Source organism: Arthrobacter sp. LT660 (genome assembly GCF_056172845.1).
The window spans coordinates 921,569-947,355 of sequence record NZ_CM149651.1 but is presented as its reverse complement, the minus strand read 5'-3'; the positions used below and the strand labels follow the sequence as shown (position 1 = coordinate 947,355).

Sequence of the window (25,787 nt, the reverse complement as noted above, 5' to 3'; positions counted from 1 at the left end):
CCGGAGACTTTCGCCCCCGGCGGCCGCAGGCACTACGCTGGACGCGTGTCCGCCCCCGGGCCGCGTCGGCGTGCCGCGCCGCCGCCGGGGCCGGCATTCCCACCGCCAGGCCGACCCAGCATCGGAGCCGCATTCCATGAAGCGCAACGTCTCATCGCGCATTGTCTCCAGCACGAGCGCCGGAACACGCCTCGTGTTCGCCGTGGCAGCCGTCCGCGATCCCGGCTACGACTCCTTCACCGAGCAACTCTCCATCGCCGTCGACGGCCGGCCGGTCGAGGCCCGGGAGCTTGCCGACCACCACGGCGGACGCTTCCACGTCCTGGACACCCCGGACGCCGCGGAGGTCGTGGTCGAATACAACGCGGAGATTCTCGGCCGCGCGCGCCCGGCGGAGGCCGACCCGGCTGACCTGATCCGCTACGTGCGCCCCTCGCGCTACTGCGAATCCGACAAGCTGCTGCCGACGTCGTACGCGGAATTCGGAACGCTGGGCGGCGCGGAACTGGTGCTGGCCGTGCGCGGCTGGGTCGCCGGGAAACTGGACTACGTCCTCGGGTCCTCGCGCGGTACGGACGGCTCCGTGGAGACGCTGCTGGCGCGCCGGGGCGTGTGCCGGGACTTCGCGCACCTGGTCGTGTCCCTGCTGCGGGCCAAGGACGTCCCGGCGCGGCTGGTGGCCGCGTATGCCCCGCATCTGTCCCCGATGGACTTCCACGCGGTCGTCGAGGCCTACGTCGAGGGCCGCTGGGTGGTCGTGGACCCCACGGGACTGGCCCCGCGGCAGGGCCTGGCGCGGATCTCCACCGGCGCCGACTCATCCGACACCGCGTTCCTCTCCACGGTCGGCGGTTCGCTCACGCTCAAGGAACTGCGCATCACGGCGGAGGGGGACGCCGGCGCCCTGGATCCCGGCGCGGGCGAACTCGTCGAACTGCGCTAGGCCAGGGCCGGGAGTTCCGCGACCCTGCCCGCGTCCACGCCCCAGCGCTGGTCCAGGCGCACGTTGCCGAGCAGCCTGCGGTCGTGAGAGACCAGCAGCAGCGCGCCGTCGTACCCCTCCAGCGCCTCCTCCAGCTGTTCGATCGCCGGGAGGTCCAGGTGGTTGGTGGGTTCGTCGAGGACAAGCAGGTTCACGCCCCGGGCCTGAAGCAGCGCCATGGCGGCGCGGGTCCGCTCCCCTGGGGACAGGCGCCCCACGAGGCTGGCGACCTGGTCCGCCTTGAGTCCGAACTTGGCCATCAGGGTCCGCGCCTCGGCGGGGGCCAGATCCGGCAGCGCGGCGGCGAACGCATCGCCCAGCGGGAGCGCCTCGTCGAGTCCCGTGCGGGCCTGGTCGATTTCCCCGACGGCCACGCTGGAACCGAGGCTGGCCGTTCCGCTCTCGGGCGCCTCGCGGCCCAGCAGGAGCCGCAAAAGCGTGGTCTTGCCCGAGCCGTTCGGGCCGGTGATGCCGATCCGTTCGCCGGCGTTGACCTGCAGCGAAACGGGTCCGAACGCGAAGCCGCCGCGCCGCAGCGTCGCCTCGTTCAGCGTCGCGACCACCGCGCTGGACCGCGGGGCGGAACCGATGCTGAACTGCAGGGCCCATTCCTTGCGTGGCTCCTCCACCTCGTCCAGCCGCGAGATGCGGGACTCCATCTGGCGGACCTTCTGGGCCTGCTTCTCCGAGGACTCCGTGCTGGCCTTGCGGCGGATCTTGTCGTTGTCCGGGCTCTTCTTCATGGCATTGCGCACGCCCTGGCTGCTCCACTCGCGCTGCGTCCGCGCCCGGGAGACGAGGTCCGCCTTCTTATCCGCGAACTCCTCGTACGCCTCGCGCGCGTGCCGGCGGGCCACCTCGCGCTCGGCGAGGTAGGACTCGTAGCCGCCGTCGTACAGCGAGACCCGGTTCTGCGGCAGATCGAGTTCGACGATCTTCGTGACGCAGCGCGCCAGAAACTCCCTGTCGTGCGAGACGAGCACGACGCCGGCCCGCAGGCCCCGCACGAACGCCTCCAGCCGCTCCAGACCCGGCAGGTCCAGGTCGTTGGTGGGCTCGTCGAGCAGGACCAGGTCGAACCGGCTCAGGAGCAGCGCGGCGAGTGCGGCCCGCGCCGCCTGCCCGCCGGAGAGCACGGTCATGTGCGTCTGCGGGTTCAGGTCCAACCCGAGTTCCGCGAGCACGGGCCCCGTGCGCTCCTCCAGGTCGGCGGCGCCGGAGGCCATCCAGTGGTCGAAGGCGTCCGAATACGCGTCGTCGGCTCCGGGGCCGGCGTAGGCGAGGCCCTCCGCTGCGGATTCCATGGCCGCCGTGGCCGCCGTCGCGCCGGTCCGCCGGCCGAGGTAGCCGGCGATCGTCTCGCCGGGGATCCGCTCGTGCTCCTGGGGCAGCCAGCCGACGAATGCGTCGGAGGGCGCCGTCGAGACGGTTCCGGACTGCGGACGGTCCGCCCCGGCCAACAGCCGCAGCAGGGTCGACTTGCCCGCCCCGTTGGCCCCGACGACTCCGACCACGTCGCCCGGGGCGACGGTGAGGTTCAGCCCGGAAAAGAGGGTGCGGTGGGCGTGGCCTCCGGAGAGGTCCTTGGCCACGAGGGTAGCGTTCATCCCTCCATCCTAGGAGCCAGAGACCCCGTCGCCGAGCCGGCGGGTGAGGGCGGTCAGCTGCGCCAGCTGCGCGCTGTCCATGGCGGGGGAGAGCAGCTCGTGGATGTGGCGGACGTGCTCCCGGCCGATGCTCCGCTGGAGGTCGGCGCCGGCAGGGGTCAGCTGTAGCAGCACGGCCCGCTGGTCCCGGGGGTCGGGCGTCCGTGCCACCAGGCCCTTGGCCTCGAGCCGCTCGACCATCCGACTGAGGCTCGGCTGGCTCATCAGCAGGTGCTCGTTGAGGTTCGAGAGCCGCTGTCCGCCCGCGGGGCACCGCGCCAGGTTGAACAGCACGTCGTACTCGCGCATGTTCAGCGCCTTGAAGGCGGGGTGCTTCTGCAGGCGGCGCATCACCGTGACCTGGCAGCGGAACAGCGACTCCCAGGCCTCGGCGGCGTCGCGCAGCGACGCGTCGTCAGGCACCTTCGGCTACTCCCGCTCCCGCGGGCACGGCCGCGGAGGCGTTCTTCGCGGCCACGCGGTTGGCGTGGGTGGGCGAGTCGGGGTGGTCGGCGGGCTTGCGCTTGGCGTATTCGGCGCGCAGTTCCGGCAGGACGGTCTCCCCGAAGAGGTCCAGCTGGTTCAGGACCGTCTTCAGCGGCAACCCGGCGTGGTCGATGAGGAACAGCTGGCGGTGGTAGTCCCCGAAGAACTCCTGGAAGGACAGCGTCTTCTCCAGGACCTCCTGCGGGGATCCGACGGTCAGCGGCGTCTGGGACGTGAAGTCCTCCATCGACGGCCCGTGGCCGTAGACGGGCGCGTTGTCGAAGTACGGGCGAAACTCCTTGACCGCGTCCTGCGAGTTCCGGGCCAGGTAGAACTGTCCGCCGAGGCCGACGACGGCCTGGTCCGCCCGCCCGTGGCCGTAGTGCTCGTAGCGCTCGCGGTAAAGGCTGATCAGCTGCTGGTAGTGCTCCTTGGGCCAGAAGATGTTGTTGGCGAAGAAGCCGTCGCCGAAGTACGCGGCGATTTCGGCCACCTGCGGCGTGCGGATGGATCCGTGCCACACGAAGGGGGCGACGCCGTCGAGCGGGCGCGGGGTTGCGGTGAAGTTCTGCAGCGGGGTCCGGTGTTTTCCGGACCATGTCACGGAGTCCTCGTCCCACAGGCGGCGCAGCAGGTTGTAGTTCTCGATGGTCAGTTCCAGCGAGTCCTGGTTGTTCTTGCCGAACCAGGGGTAGACGGGCGCGGTGTTGCCGCGGCCCAGGACCAGGTCCACCCGGCCGTCGGAGACGTGCTGCAGCATCGCGAAGTCCTCGGCGATCTTCACCGGGTCGTTGGTGGTGATCAGGGTGGTGGCGGTGGAGAGGATGATCCGCTCCGTCTGCGCGGCGATGTTGGCCAGCAGGGTCGTGGGGGAGGAAGAGAAGAACGGCTCGTTGTGGTGCTCGCCAATGGCGTAGACGTCCATGCCGATCTCTTCGACCTTCTTGGCGATCGCCACTGACGCCTTGATGCGTTCGTTTTCGGTGGGAACCCGGCCCGTGGTGGGATCCGCGGTGATGTCGCTGACGCTAAAGACGCCGATCTGCATGGGATGCTCCTTCGTGGGGTTCGCTGACTACCAGTGTGACACATATTAGATGCGTATACATGTAATAAGCGCCCCGGCGGCCCTGGCATTCCCCCCGTTCCCGTGATGTCCCTCATGCCCGTCCGCCGATTCGACTGCGACGCGAAGGGCGGCCCCTGACGTGGGACCGCCCCGCGGAGAGCGCATGGCCGCCACCCCGCGGGCGGGCACGAAAACTAAATGAGCATCAGGGTCTTGTTCGTCGCGGCCGTGACCTCGTCCAGCAGTTCGGGGTTGTCGTTGAGCCGTGTGCCGTGGCTCGGAATCATCTCGGCCAGCTTCGCCTCCCACGAGGCGAACTTCTGCGGGAAGCAGCGGCGCAGGACCTCGATCATGATCGGGGCGGCGGTGGAAGCCCCCGGGGAGGCGCCGAGCAGACCGGAGATGCTGCCGTCGGCGCTGGTGATGACCTCGGTCCCGAACTGCAGCACTCCGCCCTTCTTCGCATCCTTCTTGATGACCTGGACGCGCTGGCCGGCGCTGATGAGCTCCCATTCGGAGCCATCCGCCGCCGGGAAGTACTCGGCGAGGGCCTCGTCCTTCTTCGCCCGGGACTTCGCGACCTCCTTGATGAGGTACTTCGTCAGGTCCAGGTTGTCCTTGCCGACCGCGAGCATCGGGAGGATATTGTGGGCGCGCACCGAGAGCGGCAGGTCCAGCAGCGAACCGGTCTTGAGGAAGTTCGTGGAGAAACCGGCATAGGGCCCGAACATCAGGGACCGCTGACCATCAACGAAGCGCGTATCCAGGTGGGGGACCGACATCGGCGGGGCGCCGACGGAGGCCTGTCCGTACACCTTGGCGTGGTGCCGGGAGATCGTCGCCTCGTTGGTGTTGCGCAGGAACTGCCCCGAAACGGGGAACCCGCCGAAGCCCTTGATCTCCGGAATGCCCGCCCCCTGGAGCAGCCGCAGGGCGCCGCCGCCGGCGCCGACGAACACGAACTTCGCCGTCACCGTCCGCGACTGGCCGGTGGCGTTGTTCTTGACGGTGAGGTTCCAGCCGGAGCCCGCACGGTCCAGCTTCGTGACGCGGTGCCCGAAGTTCAGGTCGGTCCCGACCGCGCCGAGGTGGGTGGTGAGCTGGCGGGTCAGCGAACCGAAGTCGACGTCGGTTCCGCCCGTGACGCGGGAGGCGGCGACGCGGACGTTCGCGTCGCGGCCCTCGGCGACGAGGGGAGCCCAGTCCGCGATGGTGGCCAGGTCCTCGGTGTGCTCGATCGTCTCGAAGAGCGGCTGGGCGCGCAGCGCCTCGTAGCGGGTCCGTAGGTAGCCGGCGTGATGGTCGCCGATGACGAAGCTCACGTGCGGCAGCGCGTTGATGAACGTCTTGGGCGAACCGATGAACCCGTTGCCCACCATGTGCGCGTAGAACTGGCGCGAGACCTGCCACTGTTCGTTGATGCCTATGGCCTTGGCCGGATCCACGGTCCCGTCGGCGGCGGCGGGGGTGTAGTTCAGTTCGCAGAGGGCGGAGTGTCCGGTGCCGGCGTTGTTCCAGGGACCGGAGGACTCCAGGCCCGCCTGGTCCAGGTTCTCGAAGAGGCCGACGCTCCAGTCCGGCTGGAGCTCCTTCACGAACGTGCCCAGCGTCGCGCTCATGATGCCACCGCCGATCAGGGCGACGTCGAGGTTCTGCGATGAGGTGGGGGCGGGCACGGGGTTTCTCCATCCGACGGGTCTGGTGGCTTAGGCAAGGTTAGCGCCCAGCCGCAACGGGCGGGAAATCAAGGTGACGCATCGCGGGACTCACGTGGCGAGCGTCACGCGGTCCATCACTTCGTCCAGCACCGGGCTGGAAGGATAGCTCACCACCCGGTCGCTGACGGCGACGGCGGAGATCGGGAAGGCGATGGGCAGCGCCGGCAGGTCCATGGCCACAAGTTCGCCGATTCGCTGGTAGGCGGCGGCGCGATCGTCGCCGTTGGGCATGGAGCGCGCGGCGACCACCATCGTCCGCAGTTCGGCCGAGTCATAGCCGAATTGCGCCGACAGGGTTCCGAAGAGCGATCCGATGAAGTGGTCCGGATCGCGGTAGCTTCCGTTCCAGCCGAGCAGGTGGAAACCGGCGGTCTTGCCGGACAGCACGGTGTCGACGTACCCCTCCGACCATTCGATCGGAACCGGCTTGATGTTGAAGCCGACTTCCGTGAGTTGGCTGCTGAGTTCCGCATAGATCCGCTCGGGCAGGGGCAGATAGGCCCGCGTGGCGTTCAGCGGATAGAGGAAGGGGATGGGCTCGCCGTCGTACCCGGAGGCCTCCAGCAGTTCGTTCGCCATCGACGGGTTGTACCCGTGGTAGGTCTCGGCGTTCGGAACGCCGAGGCTGGGTGGGACGAAGCCACGGGCCTCCTTGGTGCCGGCGATGAAGTACCGCTCGATGAGCTGTTGGCGGTTGACCGCGTGGGCGGCGGCCCGGCGCACGTCTGCGGAGGCGAGCTGGGGATTGGACTGGTTCATGCCCAGATACAGGACCGAGAAGGGGTCGCGCTGAAGGACCTGCTGGCCCGCCCGCACCAGGTCCCTGAGTTCCTCGAGGGTGACCATGTCGTAGCCGTCGACCGTTCCGCGGCGCAGGGCGCGCAGGCGTGACGGGGCATCGCGTAGTACCTCGAAGGTCACGGAGTCGATTTGTCCACCGTCCCGCCAGTGGTTCGGATTGGCCTTCAGGGTGACGGAGGTGTCCTCCTGCGCGGCGAAGGCGAAGGGCCCGGTGCCCACGGGGCGCTTCCCGAAGGGCGAGACGTTTCGCCCGGAACCGTCGTCGGCGGGGTGGTCGGCGTCGAGCTCCCGGAGTGCCTGCGGCGAGGCCATCCCGAACCCGGGCAGCGTCAGGGCCTCGATCAGGCCGGTCAGGGGTTTGCGCAGCTCCAGCACGAATGTGCCGGCGTCCTGGGCCCGGCAACCGCCGTAGTAGCTGCCGCCAGGGACGGCGGACCCGTCCTCGCCGCCGGCCTCGTCTTCTGGGTCCGCGTCGCCTTCCGCGGGCAGGTCGCTGTGGTGGAACACCGATTCGAACGCCTGGCCGGCCAGCCCGCCCAGCTTCCGGCGCAGGGCCGCCCACCGCTCGAAGTTGGCCACCACGGCCTCGGCGTCGAAGGTGGTTCCGTCGTGGAACACGACGTTCCGCCTCAGGGCAAAGGTGTGTGTCAACCCGTCGCCCGATGATTTCCATGCCGTGGCCAGCCCCGGCGTCGGGGCTCCCGTGTTGGGATCGACGCCGACGAGCCCCTCGAAGATCTGCCGGGTGATGCGCAACGAATCGGTGTCCGCCACCAGGGCGGGATCAAGGGTCTCCGCCGCGCCTGATGCGCCAAACGTGAACTTCACCGGCGCACCCGGCGTCGGCGTCGCGGATTCGCCGGCGGTGCCCAGTGGCGGCTGTCCGGCGCCCGTGCAACCGGTGACGGACGCGAGCACCACGGCCCCAAGGCCCAGCATCGAACGGCGCGTCGGAAGCAACGCCGGTGCGTCGACCGCGGGGGATTCACCGTCGGTGAGGGGGCTGCGCTGCACGCTGTGTTGCTCCTTGCCGTCAGTGGTGGGGGATGGCTGTCGGCGGGAAGAATATGGGCCTCCGGTCGGTTCCGGAGGCCCATCCCGGGATCGCGGGGATCCCATGTTTCGTGCGAGCGGGGGGACTTGAACCCCCACGTCCGAAGACACTGGAACCTAAATCCAGCGCGTCTGCCAATTCCGCCACGCTCGCGGGCCGTCGGCTCCCGGATCGCCGACGTCGGGCGGTCCCTGGGCAATGCGGCCGGTGGACCGCGGGAGCCTGAACCAGTGTAGCCGAAACGGGCAGGCGGCCCAGGAGTCGCCGGGGCCTACGCGGCGTCGATCCCGAGGTCCCGGCGGAGCTTGGCGACGTGCCCCGTGGCGCGGACGTTGTACTGCGCCTCGAGGACCTTGCCGGCCTCGTCCACGACGACGGTGGAACGGATGAGTCCCTCGTACGTGCGGCCGTAGTTCTTCTTCTCGCCCCATGCGCCGAATGCCTCGGCGACGGCGTGGTCCTCGTCGCTCAGCAGCGGGAAGGTGAGCGCCTCGGCGTCGACGAACTTCTTCAGTTTCGCAACGGGGTCCGGGGACACGCCGAGCACGGTGTAGCCGGCGGCGGCCAGCGCCTCGAGGCTGTCGCGGAAGTCGCAGGCCTGGGTGGTGCATCCGGGCGTCGAGGCGGCCGGGTAGAAGTACACGACGACGCGGGATCCGGAGAAGTCCGACAGGGAGAGGGGATTCCCCTCGGCATCCGAGAGGGTGAACTGCGGCGCGGTGTCGCCGGTGGACAGGCGGTTGGTGGTCGTCATAACGCTCCCTAAGTAATGGCGTGCTGCTTCGTCCCGGGGTATAGCAGAAGGAGGCCGACCCGTCGGGCCGACCTCCTTCCTGCGTGTGCACCCCCCGGGACTTGAACCCGGAACCCATTGATTAAGAGTCAATTGCTCTGCCAATTGAGCTAGAGGTGCATCATGCTCTGCGGCCCGTCCGTTTCCGGTCCGGCCGCTTTCGCAACGGGATGAAACACTACCAGCGTCTTGACGGCGATGCAAAACGGAAGAGGCCATTGAGTTGCAGGTCACAAGTCCCTACGTGGCGTCTGCCGGCCGGGGTTCTTCGAAGGCATCGACCAGCGTCATGAACTCGTCCATGAAGGCGACGAAGTCGAGAGCGTCCGCGCCCTGGTCCAGTCGGACCCGGCTGGCCGCGCCGGGGGCCACGGAGGCCGGCACATCGATGGTCGGGGTGCCGGCGACGTCGAACCGGAAGACCCGGCCGGTGCTGGTGCCGACCTCGTGCCCGCCGGCCCGGACCTCCGCGAGGTGGCTCAGGTTGGTCAGGTTCACGGCGACGGCCGGCTCAAGCGCGGCAAGGGTGGCCGGGTGCAGCGGCGCGATGACGATTTCCATGGGTTGCCGGCGGAAACCGACGACGAAGCGGCCGCCCTCGCCGGCGCGCCCGGCCGCGTAGACCAGGTTGTAGCTGCCGAAGTTGGGGATCTGTTCGTCGAATGCGTGGTGCAGGTGGGCCTTTAGTGCCGCGTCGCCACCGTTGGCGTTTTCGTGGGTGCCCATGTCCCCAGTCTAGGCGGGGCGCGTTCCCGCGCCGCGCAATGAACGCTTCACGTGCGGGTCACGGGTTCGTGGTCGCCGGTCCGGAGTCCTAGAATCGGGTTCATGAGCCAGGACACCACCCCAGACATCAAACCCCGTAGCCGCGCGGTCACCGACGGCAACCACGCCATGCCCGCGCGCGGCATGTTCCGCGCCGTCGGAATGGGCGACGACGACTTCGCCAAGCCGCAGATCGGGGTGGCGAGTTCCTGGAACGAGATCACGCCGTGCAACCTGTCCCTGAACCGTCTGGCGCAGAGCTCCAAGGAGGGCGTCCACGCCGGCGGCGGCTTCCCGATGCAGTTCGGAACCATCTCCGTCTCCGACGGGATTTCGATGGGACACGAGGGCATGCACTTCTCGTTGGTGTCCCGTGAAGTCATCGCCGACTCCGTCGAGACCGTCATGATGGCCGAGCGCATCGACGGGTCCGTGCTCCTCGCTGGCTGCGACAAGTCGTTGCCCGGCATGCTGATGGCCGCCGCCCGCCTGGACCTGTCTTCGGTGTTCCTCTACGCGGGAACGATCATGCCCGGCTTCGCGCGGATGAGCGACGGCTCGGAGAAGGAGGTCACGCTGATCGACGCCTTCGAGGCCGTCGGCGCGGCCGCGGCCGGGAAGATCAGTCAGGAGGACTTCGACGCCATCGAGCGGGCCATCTGCCCGGGCGAGGGTGCCTGCGGCGGGATGTACACGGCCAACACCATGGCGTGCATCGGCGAGGCGCTGGGGATGTCGCTGCCCGGATCAGCGGCCCCGCCGTCGGCCGACCGCCGCCGCGACATGTACGCGCGCAAGTCGGGCGAGGCCGTGGTGAACCTGCTGCGCAAGGGCATCACCGCGCGCGACATCATGACCAAAAAGGCGTTCGAGAACGCGATCGCCGTCACCATGGCATTCGGGGGTTCCACGAACGCGGTCCTGCACCTGCTCGCCATCGCGCGGGAGGCCCAGGTCGACCTCTCGTTGGAGGACTTCAACCGCATCGGCGACAAGATCCCGCACCTCGCGGACCTGAAGCCGTTCGGCCGGTACGTCATGTTCGACATCGACAAGATCGGCGGCGTACCGGTCATCATGAAGGCACTGCTCGACGCCGGCCTGCTGCACGGCGACTGCCTGACCGTCACCGGCAAGACGGTCGCCGAGAACCTGGCCGACATCAACCCGCCGGCACTCGACGGCGAGGTGCTGCGCACGTTGGACAACCCGATCCATAAGACGGGCGGCATCACGATCCTGCACGGTTCGATGGCGCCAGAGGGCGCCGTCGTGAAGAGCGCGGGCTTCGACGCCGACGTCTTCGAGGGCACCGCGCGCGTCTACGAGCGCGAACAGGGCGCCCTGGACGCGCTAGACAAGGGTGAGATCCACTCGGGCGACGTCGTGGTCATCCGCTACGAGGGCCCCAAGGGTGGACCCGGCATGCGGGAGATGCTCGCCATCACCGGCGCGATCAAGGGCGCCGGACTGGGCAAGGACGTGCTGCTTCTCACCGACGGCCGCTTCTCCGGCGGCACCACGGGGCTGTGCATCGGGCATGTCGCGCCGGAGGCGGTCGACGGCGGTCCCATCGCGTTCGTCCGCGACGGCGACCGCATCCGGGTGGACATCGCCGCGCGCACCTTCGACCTCCTGGTGGAGGGGGATGAGCTGGAAACGCGGAAGGAAGGCTGGACCCCGCTTCCGGCGAAGTTCACCACCGGCGTGCTCGGCAAGTACGCCAAGCTGGTCCACTCGGCCAGCACGGGGGCGTACTGCGGCTGACCTGCGGCGTGTCCGATGGGTGGATGTCCACCCATCGGACAAGTTGTCCGTATTATGAGACAAGCAGTGGGTTTGTTGACAGTCCCCCCGGGCCGGGGAAGACTGGCAACATGCTGATTCGCACCGAAGTCCTACGAGTTACCAGGCGCGTGGCCTAGGCCCTCGTTGGTAGGACCGGTGACGCGCAAACCCCACTGATGCCGCAAGGCCAGAGGGGTTTTTTCATGCGCAGAACACGCAGGACAAGAGAAGAGAAGGAAGAATCCTATGAGTAACGGAACACCCATCAGCCCTTCGCTGGTGGCCAAGGCCGCTGGCCGTGCCAAGGATCAAGCCCCCGTCTCTTCCGTCGTGGATGCGTCGAGTCCCGTTCAGGGGCCGAACAACATCATTGCGCCCACGGAGATGACTGGCTCACAAGCCATCGTCCGCTCATTGGAAGAACTCGGCGTCACAGACGTCTTCGGGTTGCCTGGCGGGGCCATCCTCCCCACCTACGACCCGCTGCTCGAATCGACCAAGATTAACCACATCCTGGTCCGCCACGAACAGGGTGCCGGCCACGCCGCACAGGGTTATGCCATGGTCACCGGACAGGTCGGCGTCTGCATCGCGACGTCGGGCCCGGGCGCCACCAACCTCGTCACCGCGATCGCGGACGCGCACATGGACTCGGTCCCGATGGTCGCCATCACGGGTCAGGTCAACAGCGCGTTCATCGGCAGCGACGCCTTCCAGGAGGCGGACATCGTCGGCATCACGATGCCGATCACCAAGCACTCGTTCCTGGTCACCAGGGCCTCGGAGATTCCGCGCGTCATGGCGGAAGCCTTCCACATTGCGGCGACGGGGCGACCCGGACCCGTGCTGGTGGACATCACCAAGGACGCCCAGACGTCCATGGCGGAGTTCTCCTGGCCACCGAAAATCGACCTGCCCGGGTACCGCACCGTCATGCGCGGCCACGCAAAGCAGGTCCGCGAAGCGGCCAAGCTCATCGCCGCCTCGCACAAGCCCGTGTTCTATGTGGGCGGCGGCGTGATCAAGGGCCACGCCTCGGCCGAGCTCCTCGAGCTGGCCGAATTCGTGGGGGCGCCCGTCGTGACCACGTTGCAGGCCCGGGGCGCGTTCCCGGACTCCCACGAGCAGCATGTGGGCATGCCGGGCATGCACGGCTCGGTCTCCGCGGTGACGGCGCTGCAGCAGTCGGACCTGCTGATCACCCTCGGTGCGCGGTTCGACGACCGCGTCACCGGTGTCCTCAGCTCGTTCGCGCCCCAGGCCAAGGTCATCCACGCGGACATCGATCCGGCGGAGATCTCCAAGAACCGCACGGCCGACATTCCGATCGTCGGTTCGGTGAAGGAGATCATCCCCGAACTCCTTGAGGCGTGCCGCACGCGATTCGAGGCGGAGGGCGCACCGGACCTGTTGTCCTGGTGGGCCACGCTCAACCGGCTGCGCGAAACCTACCCGATCGGCTACACCGACACGGCGGACGGACTCTCGGCCCCGCAGAACGTGATCGGCCGAATCGGCGCGCTGACCGGGCCCGAGGGCGTGTACGTCGCCGGCGTCGGGCAGCACCAGATGTGGGCGGCGCAGTTCATCAAGTACGAGCGCCCGCACCAGTGGCTGAACTCCGGCGGGCTCGGAACCATGGGCTACTCGGTCCCGGCCGCCATGGGGGCCAAGGTCGGCAACCCGGACCGCGTCGTGTGGTCGATCGACGGAGACGGCTGCTTCCAGATGACCAATCAGGAACTGGCCACCTGCGTGATCAACAAGATCCCCATCAAAGTCGCGGTGATCAACAACTCCTCGCTCGGGATGGTTCGCCAGTGGCAGACCCTCTTCTACGAAGGCCGGTACTCCAACACCGACCTGAACACCGGGCACGGAACGGTTCGCGTCCCGGACTTCGTCAAGTTGGCCGATGCCTATGGCTGCGTGGGCCTGCGGTGCGAACGCGACGAGGACATCGACGCGACCATCGAGGCGGCGCTGGCGATCAACGACCGTCCCGTCGTGATCGACTTCGTCGTCAGCCGCGACGCCATGGTTTGGCCCATGGTTCCGTCCGGCGTCCCCAACGACGCCATCCAGATTGCCCGAGACATGACCCCCGAATGGGAAGAGGAGGACTAGGGCATGGCACGCCACACCCTTTCCGTGCTCGTGCAGGACGTTCCCGGCGTCCTCACCCGCGTCGCGGGGCTGTTCGCCCGCCGCGCGTTCAACATCCACTCGCTGGCCGTGGGCCCCACGGAGGTCTCGGGCATGTCCCGGGTCACCGTGGTCGTCGACGCGGAGGGCGACCTGCTGGAACAGGTGACCAAGCAGCTGAACAAGCTGATCAACGTCATCAAGATCGTCGAACTGACACCCGAATCCTCCGTGCAACGCGACCACATCCTGGTCAAGGTCCGCGCGGATGCCGCAACACGGCTGCAGGTAACCCAGGCAGCCGACCTCTTCCGTGCCTCCGTGGTGGACGTGTCCACCGACTCGGTCATCATCGAGGCCACCGGAACCGCTGAGAAGCTGACCGCCCTGCTGGCCGTTCTCGAACCCTTCGGCGTCCGTGAAATCGTCCAATCAGGAACCCTGGCCGTCGGTCGCGGTTCCAAATCGATGTCGGACCGCGCGCTGCGGTCCGTCTCCGCCTGATCCCCAGCCACACATAGGAGTAATCACAGTGACCGACATGTACTACGACGACGATGCCGACCTCTCGATCATCCAGGGCCGCACCGTTGCCATCATCGGCTACGGCTCCCAGGGCCACGCCCACGCGCTGAACCTCCGCGATTCCGGCGTCGACGTCCGCGTTGGCCTGAAGGCCGGCTCCAAGTCCACCGCCAAGGCCGAGGCCGAGGGCCTGCGCGTCCTCTCCGTCGCGGACGCCACCGCCGAGGCGGACCTGATCATGATCCTCACCCCGGACCAGATCCAGCGTTCCGTTTACGCCGAGGAGATCGCCCCCAACCTGCAGAAGGGCGACGCGCTGTTCTTCAGCCACGGCTTCAACATCCGCTTCGGCTACATCACTCCGCCGGCCGACGTCGACGTGGCCCTGGTCGCCCCGAAGGCTCCCGGCCACACCGTGCGCCGCGAGTTCGAGGCCGGTCGTGGCATCCCGGACCTCATCGCCGTGGAACAGGACTTCACCGGCGCCGCCAAGGCCCTGGCGCTGTCCTACGCGAAGGCGATCGGCGGCACCCGCGCGGGCGTCATCGAGACGACCTTCACCGAAGAGACCGAGACGGACCTGTTCGGCGAGCAGGCCGTGCTTTGCGGCGGCACCTCGCAGCTGGTCCAGTACGGCTTCGAGGTCCTGACCGAGGCCGGCTACAAGCCGGAGATCGCGTACTTCGAGGTTCTCCACGAGCTCAAGCTCATCGTGGACCTGATGTGGGAGGGCGGCATCGCGAAGCAGCGCTGGAGCATCTCCGACACCGCCGAGTACGGCGACTACGTTTCCGGCCCGCGCGTCCTCACCCCTGAGGTCAAGGAGAACATGAAGGCCGTTCTCGCGGACATCCAGAGCGGTGCTTTCGCCAAGCGCTTCATCGACGACCAGGACGCGGGCGCGCCGGAGTTCCTGGCTCTGCGCAAGAAGGGCGAAGAGCACCCGATCGAGTCCACCGGCCGTGAACTGCGCAAGCTCTTCTCGTGGGTCAAGAGCAGCGACGACTACACCGACGGCGTCACTGCCCGCTAGCTCCGGAACACCAACAGGCGACGGCGCCCGCCCCGGCTTCAAGCCCGGGCGGGCGCCGTCATATATGTCGCGGGCCCAGCCCCGCCGAAGGCGTAACATCCGCTGGCCGATCCGGCCGCCCGCCCGGCCGGAAGATATTCTTGGGTTCGGGCCCGCAACCCGGTCCGCGCAATTCCGCCCCACAGCTCCACCCCCTTCACAGCAAAGGTGCCACCTCCGTGTCAGTGAACAAACCTGTCGTCCTCATCGCCGAAGAACTCTCTCCAGCCACCGTCGAGGCACTGGGACCGGACTTCGAGATCCGGCAGGCGGACGGCTCCGACCGGACACAACTGCTCTCGGCCATCGCCGACGTCGACGCGATCCTCGTCCGCTCGGCAACGAAGGTCGACGCCGAGGCCATCGCGGCCGCCCCGAAGCTGAAGGTCATCGCGCGCGCCGGCGTCGGGTTGGACAACGTCGACATCAAGGCCGCCACGCAGGCCGGCGTGATGGTCGTCAACGCGCCGACGTCGAACATCATCTCCGCCGCCGAGCTGACGGTCGGCCACATCGTCTCCCTGGCCCGCCGCATCCCCGCCGCGAACGCGTCCCTCAAGGGCGGGGCCTGGAAGCGCTCCGCCTACACGGGCGTCGAGCTGTTCGAGAAGACCGCCGGCATCATCGGTCTGGGCCGCATCGGCGCGCTCGTCGCGGCCCGCCTGCAGGGCTTCGGCATGGACGTCGTCGCCTACGACCCCTACGTCACCAGCGCCCGCGCGCAGCAGATGGGCGTCCGCCTGCTGGACCTCGACGAGCTGCTGGCCACGTCCGACTTCATCACCATCCACATGCCCAAGACGCCGGAGACGGTCGGCATGCTCGGGGCGGAGGCGTTCGCCAAGATGAAGGACAGCGCCTACGTCGTGAACGTGGCCCGCGGCGGGCTCGTCGACGAGGCCGCGCTGTACACGGCGCTCAAGGAGGGCACCATCGCCGGCGCCGGCATCGACGTGTTCGTCAGCGAGCCCAGCACCGATCTTCCGTTCTTCGAGTTCGAGAACGTCACGGTCACCCCGCACCTCGGGGCCTCCACCGACGAGGCGCAGGAGAAGGCCGGCGTCTCCGTCGCCAAGTCCGTCCGGCTCGCGCTGAACGGGGAGCTGGTCCCAGACGCGGTCAACGTCGCCGGCGGCGTGATCGACGAGAGCGTCCGCCCCGGCATCCCCCTGATCGAGAAGCTCGGGCGCATCTTCACCGCCCTCACGGAGGACTCGCTCACGGCCCTGGACATCGAGGTCGCCGGGGAGATCGCCTCGCTGGACGTCAAGGCCCTGGAGCTCGCCGCGCTGAAGGGCGTCTTCACCGACGTCGTCTCGGAGCAGGTCTCCTACGTCAACGCGCCGGTGCTCGCCGAACAGCGCGGGGTGACCGCCCGTCTGATCACCACGGCGGACTCGCCGGAGTACCGCAACCTGCTGACCCTCAAGGGCGCGCTGTCGGACGGCACGCAGCTCTCCGTCGCGGGCACGCTCACCGGACCGAAGCAGATCGAGAAGCTCGTCGGGATCAACGGCTACGAGCTGGAGATCCCGATCGCCGAGCACCTGATCGTCCTGGTCTACCCGGACCGCCCGGGCGTCATTGGCTCGCTCGGCACGGCGTTCGGCACCCACGGCATCAACATCGCGGCCATGCAGGTGGCCCGTAAGGAGGAGGGCGGTCCGGCTCTGGCCGTCCTCGCCGTCGACTCCGCGTTGCCCGCCGGCGTGCTGGACGAGGTGCGCGCCTCCATCGGCGCCACGGTCGCCCGCGAAGCCAACCTCGCCGACTGAGAACGGCACCGCACGGTAGGACGGCGGCGGGCGGCTTCACATCGAGGCCGTCCGCCGCCGTCGTACGGTAGATTTCTCGGGTGACTTCGACCCAGGACCAAACCCCGTTTTACATCACCACCGCGATCTCCTACCCCAACGGCGTGCCGCACCTCGGCCACGCGTACGAGGTGGTCGCGACCGACGCCATGGCCCGGTTCAAGCGACTCGACGGCTACGACGTGTTCTTCATGACCGGCACCGACGAGCACGGCCAGAAGATGCTCCAGACCGCGGAACGCGAAGGCATCACGCCGCGCGAGCTGGCGCAGCGCAACTCGGACGCCTTCCAGTCGATGAACGACGAGCTGGGCATCAGCTACGACCGGTTCATCCGCACCACCGACGCCGACCACTACGAGGCCGCGCAGGCGATCTGGAAGCGCATGGAGGCCAACGGGGACATCTACCTGGACAAGTACTCCGGCTGGTATTCCGTCCGCGACGAGGCGTTCCACAACGAGGAGGACACCGAGGTCCGCGACGACGGCCTCCGCTACGCCAAGGACACGGACACCGAGGTCACCTGGACCGAGGAGGAGTCGTACTTCTTCCGCCTGTCCGCCTACCAGGACAAGCTGCTGGACCTGTACCGCGAACGGCCCGAGTTCGGAGCGCCGCAGTCGCGGTTCAACGAGGTGATCCGTTTCGTGGAGCGCGGGCTGGACGACCTGTCCATCTCGCGGACCACGTTCGACTGGGGCGTGCCCGTTCCCGGGAACAAGGACCACGTCATGTACGTGTGGGTGGACGCGTTGACCAACTACCTCACCGGCGTCGGCTTCCCGGACACTTCCTCCGCCGCGTTCCGGAAGTACTGGCCCGCGGACGTCCACGTGATCGGCAAGGACATCTCCCGTTTCCACGCGATCTACTGGCCGGCGTTCCTGATGTCCGCCGGGATCGAACTGCCCCGGCGCGTGATGATCCACGGGTTCCTGAACAACAACGGCGTCAAGATGTCCAAGTCCCTGGGCAACGTGGTCCGTCCGGGTGATTGGATCGAGACGTACGGCCTGGACCAGCTGCGCTTCTTCCTGCTGCGCGAGGTGCCCTTCGGGGCGGACGGCGCGTACAGCCACGAGGCCATCGTGGGGCGCATGAACTCGGACCTCGCGAACAACCTGGGAAACCTGGCCCAGCGTTCGCTGTCCATGGTGGGCAAGAACTGCGGGGCCGAGGTGCCCGTGCCCGGGGCGTTCACGGCGGAGGACGAGGGCGTGTTGGCCGCCGCGGACGCGCTGCTCGCGGCGTCGCGCGACGCGTACTCCCGCCAGGAGTTTAGCCGCTCGCTCGAAGCCATCTGGACCGTGCTGGGGGACACCAATGCGTACTTCGCCGAACAGCAGCCGTGGGTTCTGCGCAAGACCGACGCCGAACGCATGGGCACGGTGCTCTACGTGACGCTCGAGGTGCTGCGGAAGGTGGCCCTCCTGGTGCAGCCCGTGATGCCGGTTTCCGCCGGCGCGGTGCTTGATGCGCTGGGACAGCCGGAGGGTTCCGCGCGATCCTTCGCCGCGTTCGACTCTCGGATCGAGTCCGGGACGGCGCTGCCGGCGCCCACCCCGGTGTTCCCGAAGTACGAGGAGCCCGCAGCGTAGGTTCGCCCGCCGTTAAACGGCAGATGCGGCCGGGATCCCCTTGATACCAAGGTGGAATCCCGGCCGCATCGTGCGTTCGGGCCCGGTGGAACCGGGCAGACTGTTACTTGTCCCGCGCCGTGTCCGGCGCGGACGTGCCGGCGTCGGACGTTGTCGGTGAGAGTCCGTTCTCCGGCTGCACCGCGAATGGCGCCGTTGCGGGAACCGCGATGGACCCGCGCACCGGGCCGATCCGGCGCTGCCGCAACGGGTCGCGGCGCAGATCCACGTAGAGGGAGACGCACAGCCCGACGATGATGAGCACGAAAGGCGTTGCCGCGAGGATCGTGAAGGTCTGCAGCGCCTGCAGCCCGCCCACGTAGAGCAGGACGGCGGCGACCGTGCCGGACAGGAGCGCCCAGAGGATCACCAGCGGCTTCCACGGTTCCTGTCGGCCGCGCGAGGAGAGCGTGGCCAGCACCAGTGCGCCGGAATCGGCGCTACTGATGAAGAAGATCGCCGTCAGGAGCATGACCAGTATCGCGGCACCGATGAAGAACGGGTACTGCTGCAGCACGGCGAAGAAGCCGGCGGCCTCGTCCCCCGTGCCCGCGATGTCGTTCCCGCCGAGTTGCTGCTGGATGCCGGCGCCGCCGAAGACGGTGAACCACACGACACTGACGGCCGAGGGGACCAGCAGCACGCTGAGGACGAATTCCCGGATGGTTCGCCCCCGGGAGATCTTCGCGATGAAGGTGCCGACGAACGGCGTCCAGGAGATCCACCAGGCCCAGTAGAAGATGGTCCAGCTGGCCAGCCACTCGGATCCGCCGAAAACGCCCGAGTTGAAGCTCAGCGGAACGAGCTCGGAGAGGTAGTTGCCGATGGAGGAGGGCAGCAGGTCCAGGATGAAGACGGTCGGGCCGACGATGAAGACGAAGACCAGCAGGACGAAGGCGAGCACCATGTTCGTGTTGCTGAGCCACTTGATGCCGCGCGAGACGCCGCTGGCGGCCGAGAGGACCACGCCCACGCTCAGCACGCAGATGATGATGATCGGTGCCGCGGTGCCTGGGTCGTCGGAGAACTCGCCCGTCCGCAGCAGTGCGAGGCCCGCGGCGATCTGGAGCGCGCCGAGACCCAGCGAGGTGGCCGAGCCGAACTTGGTGCAGATGATCGCCAGGATGTCGATGGGCTTGCCCCAGCCCCGGTCTTCGATGCGCTCCCTGCCGAAGATGGCCTGGAAGGGCGAGCTCATGAGGTTGCCGCGTCCCATGCGGTAGGTGGAGTAGGCCAGTGCCAGTCCCACCACCGAATAGATCGCCCAGGGGTGCAGGGCCCAGTGGAACAGCGTGTAGGCCATCGCGGAGTCCGCAGCCGTGGCCGAGCCGGCGGCCGCGTCGACGAACGGCGGGGGAGAGGCGAGGTGGGTGACGGGTTCGTAGACGCCGAAGAACATCAGGCCGATGCCCATGCCGGCGCTGAACATCATGGCGATCCAGGAAAGCGTGGAGAACTCGGCTGTCTCGTTGTCCTTGGACAGTGGGATATTGGCGTAGCGACCGAACGCGAGGACCAGCGCGAACACGACGAAGCTGGTGGCTCCGAGGATGAACAGCCAGCCGAAGTTGCCGGTCACCCAGCCCAGGGCCGCGCCCACGGCTTCGCCAATGCCCTCGGTGAAGAACACACCGAGAAGGCAGACCGCGACGATGATGCCGAACGAGACGCCAAAGACGGTCTTGTCCACGGTGGCCCATCCGCGTTCGGGCGGATCGGCCGACGGTATCTCCTCCGAGGGGAGGTAGTCGGGGGTTTTATCTTTCATGCGCTCCACGCTACCCCGACACCGGCGACAGGCGTTCCGTATAGTGGCAGGAATGAGTGACAGCTTCGATCCCATGAGCGCAAACAAACCGGCAGACGAGCACCGCGGAGACACGGGGACAATCGCCCTCGGCGGCCACGGGGAGGTGGCTAAGTACGACGTTCGGGCGGTCGCCATCGCGGAGTGCGACGCGGCGAACGCGGCCATCGCGGTGGCGATGGCCGCCGGCGGCCTGCCGGGAGAGATCGTGGCGATGCTCCTGAGCACCCAAAACGACCTGTTCGACGTCGATGCCGACCTTGCGGTCCCGGCGAACGTCCCCGACGGAACGCCTGTCCGCATCTCGGAGGACCACGTCGAGCGGCTGGACCGCGCGATCGAGCACTACAGGGAGCAGGCGCAGGACCTGGATGGTCTGGTGTTGCCCGGAGGCACGGTCGCCTCCGCGCTCCTGTTCCAGGCCCGCGCCACCGTTCGCCGCGCCGAGCAGGCCGCGTGGGAAGCCGTGGACCAACACCCCGAGACGATCAATCCACAGACGGCCCGTTACCTCAACCACCTATCGACCCTGCTCTTCACCATCGCCCGGGGCGCCAACGCGGAGCACGGCGACGCCGTGTGGGTTCCGGGATGGTCCGTGGCACCGGCCACGGACGAGGCGTGATTGGGGCATGGGCGAGACTGCGCGGCCGTGCCGTCTTGTTAGCGCGTTACGTGTCCGGTCTGTCCAATATGAGGATGGATAAGGGCGATAGCTGATGTACACCGTAAAGATCCCCGCTAGGCTGTCGGGCGGCCAAGATCGGCTCGTGTGTCGCTTGGTGAACCGGACCACCAAAAAAACCGTTTCACTTGCCATCAAATCCGGCGTGCCCCGGTTGATCACTCCCACTGAGCTTCCTGGCGATGCCGCGGACGTGGTTGCGTGGGTTGATGGTGTAACTGACGGTCAGGCCTCTCCGCTCACAGAGCGTGTCCGCCTTACCGCACTTTTGGGGATTCGTGACTTGGAAAAGCTTGCGACGCGGCCGTCGCGTCCAGCTGGGCACGATAAGGACGTGGACCGCCTTGCAGGTATCGTCAACGGCTGGAGATGGATTCAGCCAGATCAGTCCGTGCGTGCACTTAACAGGATGGTTCAGATTGTAGGGAAAGACCTTTCATCCGAATCGGAGGATGTCAGGCCATTCTGGATGGATTTCTATGAACGGATGGAGTCCGGATCCACTCTTGATGATGGTTCATACATATCCTCGCTAGTCGTCCTGTTGGAAGGTATGCGGCAGTTGGGGAGCATCCATAGATCCGAGGGCACGGAAGCGATTCGTCGTCTATTGAGTGCAGACAAACCCGTTCGTGACGGTGCGGCTGCGCAACGCATGCGCGGTGTCCAATCCTGGCTGGAAGGTCATGCGACCCTCGGATCGGCACTGGTCCTCGCCGGGATCGTGGCAACCGTCATCGACGGCAGGCCGATGGCTCAGGAATATTTCGCCCGTGCACGTCGCACGGATGAGTCGGTGCTGGCCGGTATCCAGCTGTTGTCCGGAATCTACAGCTATGGCTCGGAGATGAGTTCAGCAGCGCCGAGCCCCCTTCCCGGTATCACTGCCGAGTGGCTCGGCGGAGGTGCGCCGACTTCGTCCCCTACGATTCTGTACTCGGCTAATCCCGATTTTCTCCGTAGCTATGCGCCACGTTTGCTTTTCTACGCGAGTCTCTTTCCCGAATACCTTCACCACATCCACCTCGTGGGCTCTGCGGAGGAATGCGCACTCACGAGGTCGGACGTCGACGCTTTTTATGCCCAACTGCTCGATCTACGTGGCGTTCGGGGTGTGAGGCGCGAGATTCAGTGGTCACGTTCGGCAGTGCCCGACCGGGTAACAGATGCCGTCTCCTACTTCGCATCTGCCCGCTACCTTGTGGCCGAGCAGGTCATGGATCACAACGGTGGCGCGGTCTGGATTCAGGACGTGGATCTTTTTCCCACTGGCGATACGGCGGCGTTTCTCCCGCGCATCCAGAATGCGGATGTCGCCTTGTTTCAAGGATCGTTCCTCGGCGGGATAGTGCCTTGGATGCGCTACATGGCGGGCAATGTCTATATCGCCGATTCGTTACGTGGGCGCGCATTCCTCGGAGCCGTCGAACGCCACCTCCTGATTTGGCTACAGGGCAGCACTACCTGGATGATCGACCAGAACGCTTTGGATTATGCCGCGGAGGCTTGCGGAATGGTCGGACGTATGGGAGACATGGGCGGCATGCGTGTACCCCTCCAGCAATCGTTTTTACCCAACAGGATCGAGACCACCGCTTGACTCGGCGGTTCAAACCAATTGCACAGTGCGGGGTTATCGACGCCGTCCACGGATTGAGACGACTTGTTCGTCATGTGGACTACCTTCATAGAATTCATAGCATGAGCACAACCATCGACATTGCCGTCATCCCCGGGGACGGAATCGGGCCAGAAGTCATCGCCGAAGCCGTTAAGGTTCTCAAGCGGGCCACCCAAGACGATGGCGTCCGGCTTATCCTCACGGACTACCGACTCGGTGCGTCCCACTGGCTGGAAACCGGCGAAACACTGACTGATGAGACGCTCGCTTCCCTGCGCGAGCATGACGCGATCCTCTTCGGCGCGGTCGGCGCGGCCCCTGGGGACACACGCATCCCGTCCGGGCTGATCGAGCGCGAAATGCTGCTCAAGCTGCGGTTCTCTTTGGACCACTACGTCAACCTCCGGCCCTCGCGGATCTATCCCGGTGTGCCCAGTCCGCTCGCGAACGCCGGCGACGTCGACTTCGTCGTCGTCCGCGAGGGTACCGAGGGACCCTACGTCGGGAACGGTGGTGCACTGCGCGTCGGAACCCCCCACGAAATCGCCACCGAGGTCTCGGTCAACACGGCCCACGGGGTGGAGCGCGTGGTGCGGGACGCGTTTACGCGGGCGTCGGCACGTGAACGAAAGCACGTGACGCTGGTCCACAAGCACAACGTCCTCGTGCACGCAGGACACTTGTGGCGCCGCACGGTCGAGGCCGTTGCCGCTGAGTTCCCGGACGTCCGGCACGACTACATGCACGTGGACGCCGCCACCATCCACATGGTCACCGATCCCGCGCGCTTCGATGTGATTGTCACCGACAACCTGTTTGGCGACATCCTCACCGACTTGGCCGGTGCCATCACCGGCGGCATCGGACTGGCCGCATCCGGAAACCTGAACATGGATCGGACGGCGCCGTCGATGTTCGAACCCGTGCACGGCTCCGCGCCGGACATCGCTGGCCAGCGGAAGGCGGATCCGACCGCCGCGATCCTATCGGTCGCGCTCCTGCTCGAACATGTCGGCCTTCCATCGGCGGCGCGGCGCGTGGAAGCCGCTGTGGAGGCGGACATCTCCTCGCGCGCCGAGCTTTCCGAGATCCGGACGACCGCCGAGATCGGCGATGCAATAGCAGCGGCCTTGTCATAAGCTGGGGAGGCTCCAGCGGGGGCCCGCGGTGGAGTGCGAAGGGCACGCCACCGGCCGAATGTCGAAGAGGAAGTGCGCCAGCGCCATGGAATTCTCCCAGCAGCTCTCCACCAACCCGAAGAGCGCGGAACAGCGCGCCGAGATCCTCGCGAACCCCGGATTCGGCGACCATTTCACGGACCACACCGCCGTCGTCGATTGGACGTGGACGGCCGAAGACGGCGGACGGTGGCACGACGCGCGCATCGAGCCGTACGGACCGATCGCCATGGACCCCGCCGCCGCCGTCCTGCACTACGGTCAGGAGATTTTCGAGGGACTCAAGGCGTACCGCCACGCGGACGGCTCAGTGTGGACTTTCCGCCCCGAGGAGAACGCGGCCCGGTTCAACAAGTCGGCCGTGCGCCTGGCGCTGCCGGAGTTGCCGGAGGAGGCGTTCGTCGACTCCCTTCGCCGACTGGTGTCGACCGACCAAGCCTGGGTCCCCACCGGGGACGGCGAAGCGCTCTACCTGCGTCCCTTCATGATCGCCACGGAGGCGTTCCTCGGTGTACGGCCGGCCCGGGAAGTGTCTTACCGCGTGATCGCCTCGCCTGCGGGGAACTACTTCGGCGGCGAGTTGAAGCCCGTGTCCATCTGGCTATCCACGAACTACGCCCGCGCCGGTCGCGGCGGCACCGGCGAGGCGAAGTGCGGCGGCAACTACGCCGCGTCCCTCGCCGCCCAGATCGAGGCCGAGGCCCACGGCTGCAAGCAGGTCCTGTTCCTGGATCCCTTCAACGACAACGCGGTCGAGGAGCTCGGCGGCATGAACGTGTTCTTTGTCTTCAAGGACGGGACCCTGGTGACGCCGGCCCTCAACGGCACCATCCTCCGCGGAGTCACGCGCTCATCGGTGCTCCAGCTGGCCCGTGACCGCGGAATGCGAGTGGAGGAACGCAAGATCACGCTCGAGGAGTGGCGCCAGGCGGTCGACGACGGATCGCTGGCCGAGGTGTTCGCCTGCGGCACCGCCGCCGTCATTACTCCGATCGGCGAGCTGAAGACGGCCGAGAGTTCCATCGTCTCGCCCGCGGCCGGCCCGGACTCGGTCAGCATGCACATCCGCGAGCAACTGCTGGGGATCCAGACCGGTGCGGTGGAAGACACCCACGGCTGGCTGACCCGGCTGGCCTAGGCCCATGCGCATCCTCGTTACCGGCGGCGCCGGCTACATCGGGTCTCACACCGTTCTTCAGTTGCTCGAGGCGGGCCACGAGGTGCACGTCCTCGACAACCTCAGCAATTCTTCGCCGGAGGCGCTCCGGCGAGTAGCGGAGCTCGCCGGCCGTGCGGCGAGGCTACACCGCGTGGACCTGCTGGATGTGGAAAGCACACGAATGGCGCTGCGCACGGCCGACCCGGAGGCCGTGATCCACTTCGCCGGACTGAAGGCCGTGGGCGAGTCTTCGGAGAAACCGCTCTGGTACTACCGGAACAATGTCGTGGGCACGCTGAACCTGTTGGAGGCCATGGAGTCCCAGGACGTACGCACGCTGGTATTCAGCTCCTCGGCGACGGTGTACGGGGAGGCCGGTGGCGTTGTCCAGTACGACGAGGACCTGCCGCTGGCCGCCATGAACCCCTACGGGCGCACCAAGATGCACATCGAACAGATGCTGGACGATTTGGCGGCCTCGGACGCGCGGTGGGCTGTCGCGAAGCTTCGGTACTTCAACCCCGTCGGTGCCCACGAATCGGGACGCATCGGCGAGGACCCGCAGGGCGTTCCGAACAACCTGATGCCTTATGTGGCACAGGTTGCCGTGGGTCGGCGCGAACGGCTCGACGTGTTCGGTGACGACTATCCCACCGCGGACGGCACCGGTGTGCGGGACTACATCCACGTCGTCGATCTTGCCACAGGCCACCTCACTGCGTTGGAATACCTCGTGGCCAACGGCGGTCTCCACGCGTGGAACCTGGGCAGCGGATCGGGATCCTCGGTACTCGAAGTGGTCCACGCCTTCGGGCGTGCCTCCGGGCGGGACATCCCGTACCGGATCGTTGAACGCCGCCCCGGCGACCTCCCGGCCTATTGGGCGGATCCGACGCTGGCCCGCGTGGAACTGGGCTGGAAGTCCGAGCGCGGCCTGGAGGACATGGTGGTCGACGTCTGGCGGTGGCAGTCGGAAAACCCGGAGGGTTACCCGGCCGAACCCAATGATGAGGACGACGCCGCGTCCGACTAGGCTGGA

20 protein-coding genes and 2 tRNA genes are annotated in these 25,787 nt (G+C 67.3%); 12 read left to right on the top strand and 10 right to left on the bottom strand.

The features are described 5' to 3' along the window. Nucleotides 1-136 precede the first annotated feature (136 nt). Nucleotides 137-943, top strand: coding sequence for a transglutaminase-like domain-containing protein (locus AC0QSG_RS04310; RefSeq protein WP_475376769.1), 807 nt, complete (start codon nucleotides 137-139; stop codon nucleotides 941-943). Here AC0QSG_RS04310 and AC0QSG_RS04305 read toward each other — a convergent pair. The 9 genes from AC0QSG_RS04305 to AC0QSG_RS04265 form a co-directional block, all read right to left on the bottom strand. Beyond that, nucleotides 940-2,589, bottom strand: coding sequence for an ABC-F family ATP-binding cassette domain-containing protein (locus AC0QSG_RS04305; RefSeq protein WP_475376768.1), 1,650 nt, complete (start codon nucleotides 2,587-2,589; stop codon nucleotides 940-942). The two genes, AC0QSG_RS04310 and AC0QSG_RS04305, sit on opposite strands and share 4 nt — an antisense overlap. Before the next feature lie 9 nt (nucleotides 2,590-2,598). Further along, nucleotides 2,599-3,051, bottom strand: coding sequence for a MarR family winged helix-turn-helix transcriptional regulator (locus AC0QSG_RS04300; protein ID WP_475376767.1), 453 nt, complete (start codon nucleotides 3,049-3,051; stop codon nucleotides 2,599-2,601). After that, the gene (locus AC0QSG_RS04295) at nucleotides 3,044-4,162 is read right to left on the bottom strand and encodes an LLM class flavin-dependent oxidoreductase (RefSeq protein WP_435726732.1); all 1,119 of its coding nucleotides are present in this window, start codon (nucleotides 4,160-4,162) and stop codon (nucleotides 3,044-3,046) included. The genes AC0QSG_RS04300 and AC0QSG_RS04295 overlap by 8 nt, the downstream gene beginning before the upstream one ends. 215 nt (nucleotides 4,163-4,377) lie before the next feature. Further along, a complete protein-coding gene (locus AC0QSG_RS04290; protein WP_475376766.1) occupies nucleotides 4,378-5,859 on the bottom strand; it encodes a malate:quinone oxidoreductase in 1,482 nt (493 codons plus the stop codon). A 90-nt stretch (nucleotides 5,860-5,949) separates the two neighbouring features. Continuing rightward, nucleotides 5,950-7,716, bottom strand: a complete 1,767-nt coding sequence (locus AC0QSG_RS04285; protein WP_475376765.1) for an ABC transporter substrate-binding protein — start codon at nucleotides 7,714-7,716, stop codon at nucleotides 5,950-5,952. A 111-nt stretch (nucleotides 7,717-7,827) separates the two neighbouring features. Continuing rightward, a tRNA-Leu gene (locus AC0QSG_RS04280) sits at nucleotides 7,828-7,909 on the bottom strand. A 118-nt stretch (nucleotides 7,910-8,027) separates the two neighbouring features. After that, nucleotides 8,028-8,510, bottom strand: coding sequence for a thioredoxin-dependent thiol peroxidase (bcp, locus tag AC0QSG_RS04275; RefSeq protein WP_435726735.1), 483 nt, complete (start codon nucleotides 8,508-8,510; stop codon nucleotides 8,028-8,030). An 86-nt stretch (nucleotides 8,511-8,596) separates the two neighbouring features. Next, nucleotides 8,597-8,669 (bottom strand) — tRNA-Lys (locus AC0QSG_RS04270). Between the two features lie 120 nt (nucleotides 8,670-8,789). Beyond that, nucleotides 8,790-9,275, bottom strand: a complete 486-nt coding sequence (locus AC0QSG_RS04265) for a hypothetical protein (protein ID WP_435726736.1) — start codon at nucleotides 9,273-9,275, stop codon at nucleotides 8,790-8,792. A gap of 102 nt (nucleotides 9,276-9,377) precedes the next feature. Between AC0QSG_RS04265 and ilvD the strand changes: the two genes are divergently transcribed. The 6 genes from ilvD to metG all read left to right on the top strand — a co-directional run bounded on the left by ilvD (nucleotide 9,378) and on the right by metG (nucleotide 18,259). Beyond that, nucleotides 9,378-11,081, top strand: coding sequence for a dihydroxy-acid dehydratase (gene ilvD / locus AC0QSG_RS04260; protein ID WP_475376764.1), 1,704 nt, complete (start codon nucleotides 9,378-9,380; stop codon nucleotides 11,079-11,081). 267 nt (nucleotides 11,082-11,348) lie between these two features. Further along, the gene (locus AC0QSG_RS04255; RefSeq protein WP_435726738.1) at nucleotides 11,349-13,229 is read left to right on the top strand and encodes an acetolactate synthase large subunit; all 1,881 of its coding nucleotides are present in this window, start codon (nucleotides 11,349-11,351) and stop codon (nucleotides 13,227-13,229) included. A 3-nt stretch (nucleotides 13,230-13,232) separates the two neighbouring features. Further along, nucleotides 13,233-13,751, top strand: a complete 519-nt coding sequence (ilvN, locus tag AC0QSG_RS04250; RefSeq protein ID WP_435726739.1) for an acetolactate synthase small subunit — start codon at nucleotides 13,233-13,235, stop codon at nucleotides 13,749-13,751. 28 nt (nucleotides 13,752-13,779) lie between these two features. Beyond that, nucleotides 13,780-14,805: a ketol-acid reductoisomerase gene (gene ilvC / locus AC0QSG_RS04245; RefSeq protein ID WP_475376763.1), complete on the top strand. Its 1,026-nt coding sequence runs from the start codon at nucleotides 13,780-13,782 to the stop codon at nucleotides 14,803-14,805. A 224-nt stretch (nucleotides 14,806-15,029) separates the two neighbouring features. After that, nucleotides 15,030-16,619 carry a phosphoglycerate dehydrogenase gene (gene serA / locus AC0QSG_RS04240; protein ID WP_475377272.1) on the top strand — a complete coding sequence of 530 codons (1,590 nt, stop codon included), beginning with the start codon at nucleotides 15,030-15,032 and terminating at the stop codon, nucleotides 16,617-16,619. Nucleotides 16,620-16,699: 80 nt separating this feature from the next. Further along, nucleotides 16,700-18,259: a methionine--tRNA ligase gene (metG, locus tag AC0QSG_RS04235; protein ID WP_475376762.1), complete on the top strand. Its 1,560-nt coding sequence runs from the start codon at nucleotides 16,700-16,702 to the stop codon at nucleotides 18,257-18,259. A gap of 103 nt (nucleotides 18,260-18,362) precedes the next feature. Here metG and AC0QSG_RS04230 read toward each other — a convergent pair whose 3' ends face one another. Next, nucleotides 18,363-20,066: a BCCT family transporter gene (locus AC0QSG_RS04230; RefSeq protein WP_475376761.1), complete on the bottom strand. Its 1,704-nt coding sequence runs from the start codon at nucleotides 20,064-20,066 to the stop codon at nucleotides 18,363-18,365. A 73-nt stretch (nucleotides 20,067-20,139) separates the two neighbouring features. Here AC0QSG_RS04230 and AC0QSG_RS04225 point away from each other — a divergent pair, with 73 nt between their 5' ends. The 5 genes from AC0QSG_RS04225 (at nucleotide 20,140) to galE (ending at nucleotide 25,781) form a co-directional block, all read left to right on the top strand. Continuing rightward, nucleotides 20,140-20,730, top strand: coding sequence for a cob(I)yrinic acid a,c-diamide adenosyltransferase (locus AC0QSG_RS04225; protein WP_475376760.1), 591 nt, complete (start codon nucleotides 20,140-20,142; stop codon nucleotides 20,728-20,730). Nucleotides 20,731-20,887: 157 nt separating this feature from the next. Continuing rightward, nucleotides 20,888-22,390: a hypothetical protein gene (locus AC0QSG_RS04220; RefSeq protein ID WP_475376759.1), complete on the top strand. Its 1,503-nt coding sequence runs from the start codon at nucleotides 20,888-20,890 to the stop codon at nucleotides 22,388-22,390. A gap of 101 nt (nucleotides 22,391-22,491) precedes the next feature. After that, nucleotides 22,492-23,550 carry a 3-isopropylmalate dehydrogenase gene (locus AC0QSG_RS04215; RefSeq protein WP_475376758.1) on the top strand — a complete coding sequence of 353 codons (1,059 nt, stop codon included), beginning with the start codon at nucleotides 22,492-22,494 and terminating at the stop codon, nucleotides 23,548-23,550. Between the two features lie 85 nt (nucleotides 23,551-23,635). After that, nucleotides 23,636-24,727 (top strand): branched-chain amino acid aminotransferase, encoded by a 1,092-nt coding sequence (locus AC0QSG_RS04210; RefSeq protein WP_475376757.1) that lies wholly within the window; start codon nucleotides 23,636-23,638, stop codon nucleotides 24,725-24,727. Nucleotides 24,728-24,731: 4 nt separating this feature from the next. Continuing rightward, complete coding sequence (gene galE, locus AC0QSG_RS04205) at nucleotides 24,732-25,781, top strand: UDP-glucose 4-epimerase GalE (protein ID WP_475376756.1); 1,050 nt, start codon at nucleotides 24,732-24,734, stop codon at nucleotides 25,779-25,781. The last annotated feature ends 6 nt before the right edge of the window (nucleotides 25,782-25,787 follow it).

Excerpts from the sequence above, each read along its gene's own strand:
- AC0QSG_RS04265 (WP_435726736.1), bottom strand. The coding sequence starts at position 9,275 with ATGGGCACCCACGAAAACGCCAACGGTGGCGACGCGGCACTAAAGGCC.
- AC0QSG_RS04215 (WP_475376758.1), top strand. The coding sequence starts at position 22,492 with ATGAGCACAACCATCGACATTGCCGTCATCCCCGGGGACGGAATCGGG.
- AC0QSG_RS04210 (WP_475376757.1), top strand. The coding sequence starts at position 23,636 with ATGGAATTCTCCCAGCAGCTCTCCACCAACCCGAAGAGCGCGGAACAG.
- AC0QSG_RS04225 (WP_475376760.1), top strand. The coding sequence starts at position 20,140 with ATGAGCGCAAACAAACCGGCAGACGAGCACCGCGGAGACACGGGGACA.
- bcp (WP_435726735.1), bottom strand. The coding sequence starts at position 8,510 with ATGACGACCACCAACCGCCTGTCCACCGGCGACACCGCGCCGCAGTTC.
- ilvN (WP_435726739.1), top strand. The coding sequence starts at position 13,233 with ATGGCACGCCACACCCTTTCCGTGCTCGTGCAGGACGTTCCCGGCGTC.
- AC0QSG_RS04310 (WP_475376769.1), top strand. The coding sequence starts at position 137 with ATGAAGCGCAACGTCTCATCGCGCATTGTCTCCAGCACGAGCGCCGGA.
- AC0QSG_RS04230 (WP_475376761.1), bottom strand. The coding sequence starts at position 20,066 with ATGAAAGATAAAACCCCCGACTACCTCCCCTCGGAGGAGATACCGTCG.
- AC0QSG_RS04305 (WP_475376768.1), bottom strand. The coding sequence starts at position 2,589 with ATGAACGCTACCCTCGTGGCCAAGGACCTCTCCGGAGGCCACGCCCAC.
- galE (WP_475376756.1), top strand. The coding sequence starts at position 24,732 with ATGCGCATCCTCGTTACCGGCGGCGCCGGCTACATCGGGTCTCACACC.
- AC0QSG_RS04295 (WP_435726732.1), bottom strand. The coding sequence starts at position 4,162 with ATGCAGATCGGCGTCTTTAGCGTCAGCGACATCACCGCGGATCCCACC.
- ilvD (WP_475376764.1), top strand. The coding sequence starts at position 9,378 with ATGAGCCAGGACACCACCCCAGACATCAAACCCCGTAGCCGCGCGGTC.
- AC0QSG_RS04255 (WP_435726738.1), top strand. The coding sequence starts at position 11,349 with ATGAGTAACGGAACACCCATCAGCCCTTCGCTGGTGGCCAAGGCCGCT.